Origin of the sequence: Myroides profundi (assembly GCF_000833025.1) — a bacterium.
Taxonomy (GTDB): domain Bacteria; phylum Bacteroidota; class Bacteroidia; order Flavobacteriales; family Flavobacteriaceae; genus Flavobacterium; species Flavobacterium profundi_A.
The window spans coordinates 2,087,086-2,101,827 of the sequence record NZ_CP010817.1 but is presented as its reverse complement, the minus strand read 5'-3'; the positions used below and the strand labels follow the sequence as shown (position 1 = coordinate 2,101,827).

Annotated in this window: 8 protein-coding genes and 1 other RNA gene; 6 read left to right on the top strand and 3 right to left on the bottom strand. The window is 29.9% G+C overall.

The window, feature by feature from the left end; genetic code table 11:
- Positions 1-143: 143 nt before the first annotated feature.
- Positions 144-1,217, bottom strand: coding sequence for a type I restriction endonuclease (locus MPR_RS09235; protein WP_041891870.1), 1,074 nt, complete (start codon positions 1,215-1,217; stop codon positions 144-146).
- A gap of 246 nt (positions 1,218-1,463) precedes the next feature.
- Here MPR_RS09235 and MPR_RS09230 point away from each other — a divergent pair, with 246 nt between their 5' ends.
- Entirely contained in the window at positions 1,464-3,002 is a 1,539-nt protein-coding gene (locus tag MPR_RS09230; RefSeq protein WP_041891867.1) for a serine hydrolase domain-containing protein, read from the top strand.
- A gap of 121 nt (positions 3,003-3,123) precedes the next feature.
- Here MPR_RS09230 and MPR_RS09225 read toward each other — a convergent pair whose 3' ends face one another.
- Both MPR_RS09225 and MPR_RS09220 read right to left on the bottom strand, forming a co-directional pair.
- Complete coding sequence (locus MPR_RS09225) at positions 3,124-3,471, bottom strand: hypothetical protein (protein WP_144405025.1); 348 nt, start codon at positions 3,469-3,471, stop codon at positions 3,124-3,126.
- Positions 3,472-3,813: 342 nt separating this feature from the next.
- Positions 3,814-5,022, bottom strand: coding sequence for an NAD(P)-dependent oxidoreductase (locus tag MPR_RS09220; RefSeq protein WP_041891861.1), 1,209 nt, complete (start codon positions 5,020-5,022; stop codon positions 3,814-3,816).
- Positions 5,023-5,242: 220 nt separating this feature from the next.
- On the opposite strand from MPR_RS09220, the gene ssrA reads away from it, so the two are divergent.
- The 5 genes from ssrA (at position 5,243) to MPR_RS09200 (ending at position 14,742) form a co-directional block, all read left to right on the top strand.
- Positions 5,243-5,641, top strand: a transfer-messenger RNA (tmRNA) gene (ssrA, locus tag MPR_RS18305).
- Positions 5,642-6,280: 639 nt separating this feature from the next.
- Positions 6,281-6,856: a hypothetical protein gene (locus MPR_RS09215; protein ID WP_041891859.1), complete on the top strand. Its 576-nt coding sequence runs from the start codon at positions 6,281-6,283 to the stop codon at positions 6,854-6,856.
- 530 nt (positions 6,857-7,386) lie between these two features.
- Positions 7,387-8,010 carry a helix-turn-helix domain-containing protein gene (locus MPR_RS18895; protein ID WP_235280421.1) on the top strand — a complete coding sequence of 208 codons (624 nt, stop codon included), beginning with the start codon at positions 7,387-7,389 and terminating at the stop codon, positions 8,008-8,010.
- 423 nt (positions 8,011-8,433) lie between these two features.
- Entirely contained in the window at positions 8,434-12,186 is a 3,753-nt protein-coding gene (locus tag MPR_RS18890; RefSeq protein ID WP_052472688.1) for a beta strand repeat-containing protein, read from the top strand.
- 705 nt (positions 12,187-12,891) lie between these two features.
- A complete protein-coding gene (locus MPR_RS09200) occupies positions 12,892-14,742 on the top strand; it encodes a hypothetical protein (RefSeq protein WP_235280420.1) in 1,851 nt (616 codons plus the stop codon).

Sequence of the window (14,742 nt, the reverse complement as noted above, 5' to 3'; positions counted from 1 at the left end):
GAGAAGATTTAATATGGAACTTAAAAACTTGATTATTGCTCTTATTGTAGCTTTAACTGGGGAAGATCCTAACAAAGTATCTATTATATAAAAAAGAGTGGTCAGAATTTCTTCCGACCACTCCTAGGCCTAAGCCTCTTTTTTTAAATATATGTTTTAACTGTATTTAGCAATTCAGTTTTGTAGTTATAAATTTCCTCTAAAGAATTTATAAGCATTTTTTCACCACTATCTTTACCATTATGAAATAACTCTATATATTTATTAGAAGAATTAAAATGAAGTCTACATAAAGGCTTTCTATTATTATCGTCAAGTAATATTCCAAAATAAGATTGAGTATCTCTATAAGCAATTCTATCTGCTGGTAATACTTCTCTTAAAATAGCTTTCACTATTTGGAAGCCATCAAGTTCTTCTTCTGTAGTAACTATTTTATCTACCTCTGTATTTTGATCTATTGGGGTAACTTGTTCTATTTCTTTAGAAGGTAATGTTTCACTTATATTTAATGCATTTTTCAAGCGTAAATTGATAGAATCATTAATTGAATTAGATAATGCTTTTTTTGTATATTCTTTAAAAGATACAAGTCTAGAAGCAGTAATAGGTCTATCAAAGAATCGACTTACTAGAAGTTTTATAAGTTCATCAGATGGAGATTGTATTTCTTTTTCAAATTCTTTTCTAATAGCTTCTATATATTTAAGAGCTTCAGCAGAATCTAAAATACTCTCTAAATTAAAACTCTTTTTAGTAAAATTATTAAGTATACTAATATTTGTTTCTTTCAGATTATTTAAGTCAAGTGTAAAGAATGGTTTTTCATCCATTATATTTGGCTTTTCTAAGTCTGTATAAAAGTTATAAGTAAGACCATTAGTTAATACACCAAATTTAGCTTTAGAGACATGATAATACCTATGTAGTTGTGAATTATGCGCATCTGCATTAATGTTCCAATGTTTACATTCAATTATTAGTATAGGGTCGTTATCTTTCATAATAACATAATCTACTTTTTCTCCTTTTTTTGTTCCTATATCGCATGTGAATTCTGGAATTACTTCAGTAGGATTAAAAACGTCATATCCAAGTATTTGAATAAAAGGCATAATAAAAGCATTTTTAGTTGCTTCTTCTGTTTGAATTTGATCTTTTAAAACATCTACTCTTTTGTGGAGTTGTTCTAATTTTAGTTTTAATTCAGTTTCCATAATTAAATTTGATTGAGTGTTATATGTGTTTTTAATTTATTAATAGTTTTACCTTTATAGTAAGCCAATTAATAAAATACCAAAATAGTACGATTTGAGATGTTTGTTTTACGGTTTTCCGTAAAAGAATTGATTATATTATACTATTTGTAATTATGACTTTTTTCACGATAGTTTATTATTTCTGCATTGATACAATTTATTTTTGTATTATAGTAGTATTAAAAGCAGTTAATATATATCACGATGAACTATAAATTAATTATTCCAATATCGTTTTTGTTTATTTCTTCTTCAGGAATGGCATATGATGTATATAAAGATAGAAATGGAGAATACTGTAATACTCAACAGCTATCACAAGAAAAGGGAGTAGATAAATCTTTTAAAGAACTATGTCTGATCATAGATCAATATGCTGAGAGTACTCTTCAGAAAGGTAATGTCAACTCATTAGCGATTGCTATTTATAGAGATGGAGAAGTTTATCAGCAGTATTATGGAGAATTAGATAAAGAGTCCAAACAACGACCTAGTGACAGTACACTGTATGAAATTGCTTCTATCTCTAAAGTTTTTGCAGGCTCTTTAGTAGCTAAAGCTGTCTTAGAGCAAAAGATTACACTAAATGATGATATTAGAATTTATTTAAAAGGAGATTATCCAAATTTGCAGTTTGAAGGAACTCCTATTACCATTCAGAATTTAGTAACACATACTTTGGGACTTCAAGATAGAGCTCCTAAAGAGTTAGATAAAATATATAAGAAGACGAGAGAGGGATATTATGAAAATAGACCGTTTAGTTATACGATGTCTGATCTATTAGAAGAATTAAAAACAGTCAAATTAGATAAGAAACCTGGTACATTCTACGACTATAACTCAGTAGGTCCAGAATTAGTTACTTATATTTTAGAGCAGGTATATCACAAGCCTTATAAAGAGCTATTACAGGAGTTACTAGATGAGCTTAACTTGAAGCAGACTTCTTTAAATGAGTATGATAGGTATAAGAAACAATTAGCCATAAGTTATAACGAAAATGGGGAAGTAGCTCCTTTACTAAGAAATCCTCTATTAGGTGGATCGTATGGCATGATAAGTAGTTTACCTGACTTAACTAAGTTTATGAAGTTTCAGTTAGAAAGCAATCAACCTTTTATAAAGGAAGCCTCTCGATTATTATTTAAAGAAGAAGAAGACGGCGATGATAAAGGGTATTTCTGGGATGTGGGATACGGTCTGAAGGAAGGTGCGTATTATGGAAAGACAGGAACGTCAATAGGGGTACAAAGTGGTATTCTTGTTTGTCCAGATTCACGTTATGGAATGATAATAGTGATGAATAATACTTCGGATGCTGCGCAAGATGATTGGTTAGAATTATATAATAAAATAGAAACAGCATTAATTACTTATCCTAAGATAAACCTAGTGTCCCTGCTAGAAAAAGAGTTTAAAAATAACTTTACTGTAGCTTTAGAGAAGTACAGAACGTTAGAAGCAGATAAAGAACATTATCTCTCAGGGTCATTCTATTTAAATAATTTGGGATATAACTTTCTGAATAGAAAAGAGATTGATAAGGCAATAAAAGTATTTGAATTAGCGATTCAGTATGATACTAATAACGCTAATTTATACGATAGCTTAGGAGAAGCTTACTTTCTCATGAAGGATTATAAAATGTCTTTATTAAGTTATAAGAAATCACTAGAGCTAGATTATACTAATGAAAATGCTAAAACTGTTATTAGAGAGATTGAAAGTATGATTAAGTAAAGTGATTGTATTGCTCTTAGTCATAAATGAGATATCAAAAGTTGGTACCAAAAATAGGGTAGTACCAAAGCAACTAAAATCCCCTTCCCAAAAGCTTTTATAAGTGGGAAGGGAAGTTTTATTACTTTACTTTTTTCTCTATATCCTCTAAATAATCATAAATTTTCTTAAAGTCCGTTTGATAATTATTTTCTATTTTAAGTACCTTTTTTTCTTTAAGCTTATTGTTTTCAAATGTGAATTCTGTAGTTATTATATAATCATTTAGTTTTTCAGAATAGTATAATATTTCTTTATTTTCAGAAACACCAGTATTTAAAGGATTTCCATATTTTTCAATTAGCTGTTGTTTACTAACACCTAATGTCATGAAATCTGAAAATTTACTTTCATTTCTATTTTTATTTGGAGTACTTAAACTTGAACATGATGCCATTAAAAAAGGGACAATCAAATAATATAATTTCATTGGATTCATTGTTTTTCGTATAATATTCTATCAATATTAATGCTTGATTCTGTAACTTAATTCAAGTTAAATTTTTAAATTTAAAAAACAGCATTAAACATCTTCAACTATCTTAATATATTACTTTTTATAGCTTTCCAACTTTTAGCTGAGCCTTGTTAAGGAGTAAGATAATCTATACTATTATTTGGTCTAGTAGTATTGTTAGTATTTATTATTTTATATGGTACTATATTTTGGAGTATAATGGAAATACATTACACTTAAAATATTAATGTAAAATGGAATTTTACAGACAAATTATATTTAAATAAAAAGAGGATGCTAAGGCATCCTCCTATATTATTCTTTACCATCTACAAAGTCTTGTAGGTAATTGAATCTATCTGTTAGTTTACCACCTTTAGTAATAGTAGCTCTTTCTAGTATTTTATCTTTATCTCCATTAAAGAAGGCAGGTAATACTTGTTCTACAAATACTTCACCAAATCCTTCACTAGCATCTTTTGGTAATTCACAAGGCAAATTATCAATAGCCATCACTGTTATTGCAGCAGGATGGTCAAATTCTACTTCTGTACCTTTTCCTGGATGATATCCATAGAATGGCTCAGCTATAGTAGATGCTTTTAATGTAGAGGCTATAGGGCCATGATCTACATCGCATGAGATATCACCAATTACTTTAATTTGATTAAAAGGAGAATTTAGCATTTCTTTTGTCAAGATAACAGGAGCTCCTTTTTTAAAGAAGTGCCCAGTCATCAGGATATCTGCTACACGAGTAAATCTCTCGAAGTCACTAGTGTATAGTTCAGGATGGTCATAAAAATCTTGTTTGTTTCCTTCAGTCCCATCTATTCTTTTGTAATAGTCTTCAACACCTATCTGTGTGTATACAGGTCTATCATATTTTTGGGTTAAGAAGTGTTCTTTAGAAACCTTTTTCATTTTCATTCCGTCTAGTATTTCTATAATACCATGTGCTACCTTTCCAGTTCCAGTTACGACTATCTTAATAGGAGGGAAGTACTGTTTTTTTAATCGATAGATTAAATCTTCTTTGTGAAGTAAGGTTTCAGCCTTGGCTAATTCGAATAATTCATATTTTAACCCAAAGCCTCTTAGCGTATTGTATGCACCTACTATACCTGCATATCTACCAAAGCCAATAATTCTAGTGTTTTTTCCGTCTACAAATGTCTCGTGATCCATTAATGTAATGTTCTTGTCTAAACAAGCTTGTAAGAGCTTGCGATTATGTTCTTGTTTTTTTATTGTGTGCGAAAAAAAGACATAAGTTTTATTTGGTATAAGGTAATCAACAGGAATTTCTTTTACCCCAAGGAGAAGATCACAGTCTGTCATATCACTTGATAGTTCTAATCCTTCAGAAGCATAGTTTTCATCTTTAAAAATTCTAATGTCTGAATGTTCTATCTTAATAGACAGCTCGTTATATTTGTCTAAAGCTTTTTTTACCTGCTTAGGACAAAGCACAACTCTCCTATCAGGAGGCGATTTACGCTCCTTAATAATTCCTAATTTCATAATTTGTTTGTTTGTTTTTTGGTTGGTTTTTCAAATATAGAATTATTTCGGACTCACACAACTATTTTGAGTCATAATTTTAGAATTATATACAGTTTTTAATAAGTATTCACGAATAAAATACAGTATGTGAATATTCTAAGAGGAAGAAATAGTATTTGTTTGATTTTTTAAAAATAAATTGTACTTTTGCATTTCATTGCTAACTAAGGCAATCATTGGGGTCGATCGGTATTGACAGCGAGTGGAATTAGTTAGTAAGCACGTCGAGCGTTGTTAGATTGCTCGTAAATATCATCTAACGAACTTTTTAAACGGCGAAAATAACTACGCTTTAGCTGCTTAATCTGAATTATAGTAAGATTGCCTTTAGTTTCCACCAGGTGGAAGAGCTGAATTCTCCTAAAGAGCCTTGGTTTATGGCGCTTTGTTAAGGGGAACCGTAAAGTAAACCTAGAGATGTCTATTGTTTCGCTAGCATTTCGAAATCTTAGAAACTAAGCTTTTGGTGGCTGTTTTTTGCCAAGCCAACGGTCGAAAATCTAATAAAAAACTAAGCGTGTAGAAAGCTTCCTGATTGCTTGTTTGGACCCGAGTTCGATTCTCGGCGACTCCACAGAAAAAAAGCCTAACTATTTACTTTTAAATAGTTAGGCTTTTTTGTATTCAATATATACTAAAAACTATTTTCTGAATCATAATGATGAAATGTTTAAACTAGCACCTAAAGACTATGCAATCCTATGTTATAAGATGTGAAATTAGATTGAGCTTATTTTTTTTACAGAATTAGTATAATTAAAGTTCAGTAAAAAGTATGTATGATTTTATATTCTAGTAAAGTATGTATCATTATTATGAATTATAATTTTTATAACTATCATACTTGATACATCATCTTTTTTTAGTTATGGATTATTTTTAGTTAATAGATGTTGTATATAGTCATTTTTAGTAGATTCTACAATGTTTCAATTTATTAGGATCATCTGATTGTGTAGTTACAAGTAGATGGAGATATGTTAAAAAATAAAATTAACATTATTTACACTTTTACAGTTTTTTCCTAATTTCAATGTGGTTTTATTTTAGGGATTTATTCTATTAAATATATAATGTTTTTTTTAATCTATTTTTTTTAAGATATTTATGAAGAAAAATATGTGTATATAAAATATTTAATTCATTAAATGCGATTATTCTTAATGTTTTTTGTGTAAAATTCACATACTTTGTAGTGCTATTAAAAAGAGATTTTATGAAAAACGAACTTGTATTTTTTAAGACTAGATTTAGTTTGATTTTTATAAATTTAGTTTATTCACTAGCTGCTTTATCTATTGGTTTATTTAAGCTTATAAGACAAGACAGCAAGTTTAGTTTCTTACCTTTTATTTCTCTATTCATTATACTAAATGTCTATGCTAAGAAAAATAACAATGTGTTTGGACATGAAGTTAAAATGCTCTTATTATTAAATGCACTTGTTTGTTGTACTTTTTTTTTAAACTTCCAACCATGGTTAGAATTTACTGTTTTTATATTTTATACAGTAATCTTTAGTTTATTTATTTGGATTAATAAGACTAAGATTCTTAATCTTTTTATTGGTTTTAGAGAGTTATTAAATGTTGTTTCCTTCTTGTTTATTCTTAAAGTAATTTTTTTAGTTTCTGAAGTCTTTATACTTAAATATCATATTGAAGGCTTAGAAATATTTGCTACTAAATCATCAATTTTAATTGAGATTATAGCTTGTACAGTATTTATTATTAGCATTTTAATCTATTTTATTTCGTATAAAAAAGAAAATAATTCAACAAGAGTATTTTAATGTAGGTTATCTATTAAAAAATAAGATTAGTTACAATAATTTATTATATGTTTTATTTTGTATTCCTTGTTATAGCTGTTGTTTATATTGTTTTGATAAAGAGAATTAAACTCTTTGTCCAATATGAAAAAAGATTAGTAGAAGTTAGCATTTTATTGTCTATTAACTTCTTGGTTGGACTACTTTACAATTATCTTTCTACAGCTGAATTCTTTTGTATATCCATTTTATTAAATTTATTTAATGGACCTATTTTTTTCTATGTACTATTTGATCGATCAAAGTACTTGTTTTATTTACAATACATTGTCAGCTTATTATCATTTATCTATATTATTGGTTATTCCTATTATATAAGTGAAGAGATAGAACAGATAAAGATATTTAATTATTACAGTGCTATTGTTAGTGTTATTCTTGGAATTGTATATGTTTTAGTATATTACTATCTTCTTGTACAGACTTCTGTACGTATCAGAAATGAGAGTATTATAGTTGTTTTTCTCATAGTTTTCTTTTTTGAATCTATTATGATGTTACCAGATTTTAAAGAAAGAGGTTTTGATATTAATCCTTTGTTTATTTATCTAGGTAGTACTTTAATTCTTATTATATCTAGTTGTATATATTTAATAGGTAAACTATTAAACGTAAAAGTAATGAATACCAATAAACTACTAAGTTTACAGCCTACTACTATTGACTTAAAAATTAGTGTGATGGAAGTAGAATATGAATGTGTTGATATTGATGAGGAAAAAGAGGGAATTCTAGAAACTGTGGACGAGGAAGATGTGACTGAGGAGAATAAAGAAGATGATTTTCAAAATATAAGTTTAATGTTAAATGAAAAATTGATTGAGAATCGTTTGTTTTTAGATCCTAATTTAAGTTTACATAGGTTATCTAAGGTTACTAATATCTCTAAGACTAGACTATCTTCTTTCTTTAAAAGTAGTGAGGCCTCTAATTTTAATCAGTATATCAATCGTATTAGAATTGAATATGCTGTTATTACTTTACATGATTATAATCATGAGGAATTGAGTATAGAGAAATGGGCTTTGCTATCAGGTTTTAACTCAAGAGTAACATTTTATAGGTCTTTTGTAAATGTTTATGGTTTTCCTCCTTCAGAGTTATTGAAGAAATAAATTACAATTTAGAATAGTTTGAAGTTTAATCTTTATTTTTTTGATAAAATAGTACTTGAGTTTTGTTTCAAATTCTAATAAAATTGTTTCAAAATGAAATATCATTAAATAATAATTATTTTATATCGATTTGATAATACCTATTATGCCCTTTTTTACCTAGGTATTTTGTGTTGCCGATTTTGTTTTGATTATATATCTTAATATACTCTAAGCCCTATTTTATCTGATTTCAACTTATTAATTTTATAATATTAATAAAAGTAACATAAAAAATTGGTGTGTTAAATATGCGATACAACTCTTTGTTAGTCACGTATTGCGATTATTATATACCGTATTTAACGTTGAGTAACAGTAGTTTTGACTATGTTTTTTTAAAAATGATATTTAATAAAATATCTATAATCAATATTAAAATATATGAAAAAGAGATTACTCCCTGTTGCACTTTTATTAGGAACTTTTGCTACTAATGCCCAAGTAGGAATTGGTACAGCAACTCCTAATAAATCTGCAGAATTATTAATTGAATCAAAAGACCGTGGTTTATTAATTCCTAATGTTGCATTAGAAAGCACAAAGGATAAGGTTACAATTAGAAACGGCAACGTGCAAAGTTTATTAGTCTATGCGACAAAAAAACAAGGTGATATTACTCCTGGTTATTACTATTGGGATATTGATAAATGGTCACGCTTAACAGCTGATAAAGATATTCCACAAATTGTAGTAAACAATTTTGAAGAAATTGTAAATATGGATGGTGATAAGGTTAAAAATATCATCAAAAATATTGTAAAAAACACTGAAGGGAATGTTATCTATGAAGGAGATAAGTTTTATACCTATGTAAAAGATGGAGATAAAATTATCAAACAAGAAATCAAAGAGAAATTAACTACAATAGTACATGACGAAAAGACTGGAGATTATATTTATTATAATGAAAATTCAGTAGATCGCAATGGAAATATTATTGGAGAAGGAGTTCGTATTAAAATAAAAGAAACAGTTATTAATAAGTTTGGTGATATTATTAATAATAAAACTGTTCAAGAACATATCACAAATTATTTAGATGGAACGTATGTAGGAGGAAATGTTTATTATGATGGTGATAAACTTACATATGTAACTAAAGAAGGAGAAAGGAAAGAAGTTTCTATTAAAGAAGTAATTACTGCAAATGAGAGTAAAACTGCGATTATTACTGTAGCTAATAAGCAATATTATGTTTCAGAAGAATACTTGATTGCTAATAATGATATAATTCCTTCTAATGTTGATCCTTTAAATTTATCTAAAGGAATTTATGCTATTGATGTTGTTGGGGGCGTAATTAATAATTTTGAAGAGATAGTTACTAAAGGACCTATTACAGTAGATGGTCGTACCTTTAATACAATCAATGATTATATCAAGTATATCACAGAGAGTAAAGGAGGGTTTACTAAGATTGTTTATGATCAAACAACAGGCGATGTTATTTTCCAAGAGTGGAATGAAGTAACTCAGAAGTTTGAGAATGTTGATAATTCAAAGTTCAGCACTATTGTTAAGGGGAATGAAACCATCACTACTTTAGTGGACAATCAAGATGGAACTTACACTTACACAAGTGAAGACGGAACCACTACACTTGTAGATATTCCATCAAGTGTTGTAAATCAATTTGAAACAATTGTAAAACAACCAGTAGAAGTAGATGGCCGTACCTTTAATACAATCAATGATTATATCAAGTATGTCACAGAGAGTAAAGGAGGGTTTACAAAGATTGTTTACGATCAAACAACAGGTGATGTTATTTTCCAAGAGTGGAATGAAGTAACTCAGAAGTTTGAGAATGTTGATAATTCAAAGTTCAGTACTATTGTTAAGGGTAATGAGACTATAACTTTATTAGTTCCAAATACCAATGGAACCTTTACTTATTATAACGAGAGTCAAATCGGTGCTGATGGTCATCCAAAATTAGGAGAGACAGGAGTAACAATTGATCCAAAAGAAGTATCTGTATCTTTAAATACAACTACAAATAAATATGAGTTTAAAAACTCACAAGGAGATGTCATAGGAGAGATTGACACCAATGCTAAGGCTATTGCTTTTGATAATAGCACTAACGGTTTTACATCAACAAATGTACAAGAGGCATTAGAAGAGTTGAAAACTAAGTTAGATGGGACAAGTGATACATTAGTAAATAATAACGACGGAACATATACGCATACTACAGTAGCAGGAGATATTGTTATCATTGATGCCAATACAACAAAAGTAGAAGTATTAGACGGAGTGTATACTTTTAAAAATGCTAAAGGAGATACAATCACTTCTATTGATACCAATGCAAAAGCAATTGCCTTTGACGATAGTAAATCTAATTTAGGAGCAGATAATGTACAAGATGCAATTGATAATCTATTAAGTAAAGTAGGATCAGGTGCAGGAGTTACTCTGGTTGATAATAATGATGGAACTATTACCTTAAAATCAGATGACAATACAGTATTAGGAACAGTTTCTAAAGGAAGCTTGACCAATAATAACGATGGTACTTATACTTATGACAATGGCGATGGCACACCAGTAACGTTTGATACCAAAGCAAAAGCTATTGCCTTTGATAACAGCACTAATGGTTTTATATCAACAAATGTACAAGAAGCATTAGAAGAGTTAAAAACTAAGTTAGACGGGACAAGTGATACATTAGTAAATAATAACGACGGTACCTATACCCATACTACAGTAGCAGGAGATGTTGTTATCATTGATGCTAATACAACAAAAGTAGAAGTATTAGACGGAGTGTATACTTTTAAAAATGCTAAAGGAGATACAATCACTTCTATTGACACCAATGCTAAGGCTATTGCCTTTGATGATAGTAAATCTAAGTTAGGAGCAGATAATGTACAAGATGCAATTGATAATCTATTAAGTAAAGTAGGATCAGGTGCAGGTGTAACATTAGTTGATAATAATGATGGAACTATTACCTTAAAATCAGATGACAATACAGTATTAGGAACAGTTTCTAAAGGAAGCTTAACCAATAATAACGATGGTACTTATACTTATGACAATGGCGATGGCACACCAGTAACGTTTGACACCAATGCTAAGGCTATTGCTTTTGATAATAGCACTAACGGTTTTACATCAACAAATGTACAAGAAGCATTAGAAGAGTTAAAAACTAAGTTAGATGGGACAAGTGATACATTAGTAAATAATAACGACGGTACCTATACCCATACTACAGTAGCAGGAGATGTTGTTATCATTGATGCTAATACAACAAAAGTAGAAGTATTAGACGGAGTGTATACTTTTAAAAATGCTAAAGGAGATACAATCACTTCTATTGACACCAATGCTAAGGCTATTGCCTTTGATGATAGTAAATCTAAGTTAGGAGCAGATAATGTACAAGATGCAATTGATAATCTATTAAGTAAAGTAGGATCAGGTGCAGGTGTAACATTAGTTGATAATAATGATGGAACTATTACCTTAAAATCAGATGACAATACAGTATTAGGAACAGTTTCTAAAGGAAGCTTAACCAATAATAACGATGGTACTTATACTTATGACAATGGCGATGGCACACCAGTAACGTTTGATACTAATGCAAAAGCAATTGCCTTTGATAACAGCACTAATGGCTTTACATCAACAAATGTACAAGAGGCATTAGAAGAGTTAAAAACTAAGTTAGACGGTACAAGTGATACATTAGTAAACAATAACGACGGAACCTATACGCATACTACAGTAGCTGGAGAGGTTGTTATCATTGATGCTAATACAACAAAAGTAGAAGTATTAGACGGAGTGTATACTTTTAAAAATGGCAAAGGAGATACAATCACTTCTATTGATACCAATGCAAAAGCTATTGCCTTTGACGATAGTAAATCTAATTTAGGAGCAGATAATGTACAAGATGCAATTGATAATCTATTAAGTAAAGTAGGATCAGGTGCAGGAGTTACTCTGGTTGATAATAATGATGGAACTATTACTTTAAAATCGGATGACAATACAGTATTAGGAACAGTTTCTAAAGGAAGCTTAACCAATAATAACGATGGTACTTATACTTATGACAATGGCGATGGCACGCAGATAATGTACAAGATGCAATTGATAATCTATTAAGTAAAGTAGGATCAGGTGCAGGTGTAACATTAGTTGATAATAATGATGGAACTATTACCTTAAAATCAGATGACAATACAGTATTAGGAACAGTTTCTAAAGGAAGCTTAACCAATAATAACGATGGTACTTATACTTATGACAATGGCGATGGCACGCAGATAATGTACAAGATGCAATTGATAATCTATTAAGTAAAGTAGGATCAGGTGCAGGTGTAACATTAGTTGATAATAATGATGGAACTATTACCTTAAAATCAGATGACAATACAGTATTAGGAACAGTTTCTAAAGGAAGCTTAACCAATAATAACGATGGTACTTATACTTATGACAATGGCGATGGCACGCAGATAATGTACAAGATGCAATTGATAATCTATTAAGTAAAGTAGGATCAGGTGCAGGTGTAACATTAGTTGATAATAATGATGGAACTATTACCTTAAAATCAGATGACAATACAGTATTAGGAACAGTTTCTAAAGGAAGCTTAACCAATAATAACGATGGTACTTATACTTATGACAATGGCGATGGCACGCAGATAATGTACAAGATGCAATTGATAATCTATTAAGTAAAGTAGGATCAGGTGCAGGTGTAACATTAGTTGATAATAATGATGGAACTATTACCTTAAAATCAGATGACAATACAGTATTAGGAACAGTTTCTAAAGGAAGCTTAACCAATAATAACGATGGTACTTATACTTATGACAATGGCGATGGATACTTTTAAAAATGCTAAAGGAGATACAATCACTTCTATTGATACCAATGCAAAAGCTATTGCCTTTGACGATAGTAAATCTAATTTAGGAGCAGATAATGTACAAGATGCAATTGATATAACGATGGTACTTATACTTATGACAATGGCGATGTATACTTTTAAAAATGCTAAAGGAGATACAATCACTTCTATTGATACCAATGCTAAGGCTATTGCCTTTGACAACGGCACTAATGGTTTTACATCAACAAATGTACAAGAGGCATTAGAAGAGTTAAAAACTAAGTTAGACGGTACAAGTGATACATTAGTAAACAATAACGATGGAACATATACGCATACTACAGTAGCTGGAGAGGTTGTTATCATTGATGCCAATACAACAAAAGTAGAAGTATTAGACGGAGTGTATACTTTTAAAAATGCTAAAGGAGATACAATCACTTCTATTGATACCAATGCTAAGGCTATTGCTTTTGACAACAGCACTAATGGTTTTACATCAACAAATGTACAAGAGGCATTAGAAGAGTTAAAAACTACAGTAGATAATACAAAAGGTGATTTATCGTTAGCAGGAGGACTTGAGTTTATAACAGGAGTAAATGGAAGTGATAAGTTATTAGCTGATGCTGGTATCCAAATTGCAGATAAAGGAATTACCACTGATAAAATTAAACCAGGAACTGATGGACAAATTTTAGTAACAGAAGGAACAGGAGATACAGCTACAACTAAGTGGATTAATAAAAAAGCTGCTACATCTAATACCCTTGTGACTAGGGAAACAGCTATAGTAAGTTCTGTTAATGGAGTAGAGGCAGAGTTAATTTTAGAAGGTGATGCTGTACTAAAAGAAGGTAAAACAGTAGTACAAGCTATCCAAGGTACGCCAGTTAGTAATACTCAACCTTCTAATGCACAAACCTTAATTTATGACCAAACAACAAAAGCTTGGATTCCTGGCACACCAGATGTAACAGTTGATAAGGTAGTTGATGCTAAAACATTAACAACAGATGGTGTAATTGTTATAGGTACTGATAGTAATGCAATAGCAACAACAGCTACTAAATCATTATTAACAGATGTTAAACTAAATATTGCTAATAATAAAATTACAACAGATCATATCCAAAATGGAACGATAAAACCAGAAGACATAGCTAATGCAGGTAATAATCAAGTATTGGTTACAGATAATACAGGAGTTCCTACTTGGAAAAACCAGACTGATGTAGGTGAGATAGTTACAGCTAATAATGGACTTACTAAAGCAGATACTAATATCCAATTAGGAGGTTTACTAACTAAAAAAACAGCAATTAATACTACTACTGATAATACGCTTGCTTTAACGGGGCTTAACAAGAAAAAAACACAAGCAGTTAATGAAAGTGAGGGGATTACTCAGCATTTATTAGCAGTAGATAAAAATGGAGAGATTATAAAAGCTTTAAAAGCAGCGATGCCTAAGTTCTTCTATATGCCTTCAGTAATGGTTCCTACAGCAGAGAGTCAAGCCCAACAAGAAGGCGTTACATATAATAATGCAACTCGTACAGGTACAATAGATATGTATGCTATTTATAAGAAACAATTTGGAAGCCCTGTAATGAGTAGTGCTGGAGCATCAGCTCTACCAGTTTTACCTGCATCAGAGCTAGGTTTTCATGTGACTTATGCAACAGAAGGAGTATTTACTATTGTAAGTATTAATGCAGTAGGGTTAATGACATATAAAGTAAGTGATACAGCTAATGTAAATATGGGGAGCTTTATAAACATTGTATTCTCTGTTAATGAAGATAATTAA

Coding starts and splice junctions, on each gene's coding strand:
- MPR_RS18890 (WP_052472688.1), top strand. CDS start 8,434: ATGAAAAAGAGATTACTCCCTGTTGCACTTTTATTAGGAACTTTTGCT.
- MPR_RS18895 (WP_235280421.1), top strand. CDS start 7,387: ATGATGTTACCAGATTTTAAAGAAAGAGGTTTTGATATTAATCCTTTG.
- MPR_RS09225 (WP_144405025.1), bottom strand. CDS start 3,471: ATGAAATTATATTATTTGATTGTCCCTTTTTTAATGGCATCATGTTCA.
- MPR_RS09215 (WP_041891859.1), top strand. CDS start 6,281: ATGAAAAACGAACTTGTATTTTTTAAGACTAGATTTAGTTTGATTTTT.
- MPR_RS09200 (WP_235280420.1), top strand. CDS start 12,892: ATGGTACTTATACTTATGACAATGGCGATGGATACTTTTAAAAATGCT.
- MPR_RS09220 (WP_041891861.1), bottom strand. CDS start 5,022: ATGAAATTAGGAATTATTAAGGAGCGTAAATCGCCTCCTGATAGGAGA.
- MPR_RS09235 (WP_041891870.1), bottom strand. CDS start 1,217: ATGGAAACTGAATTAAAACTAAAATTAGAACAACTCCACAAAAGAGTA.
- MPR_RS09230 (WP_041891867.1), top strand. CDS start 1,464: ATGAACTATAAATTAATTATTCCAATATCGTTTTTGTTTATTTCTTCT.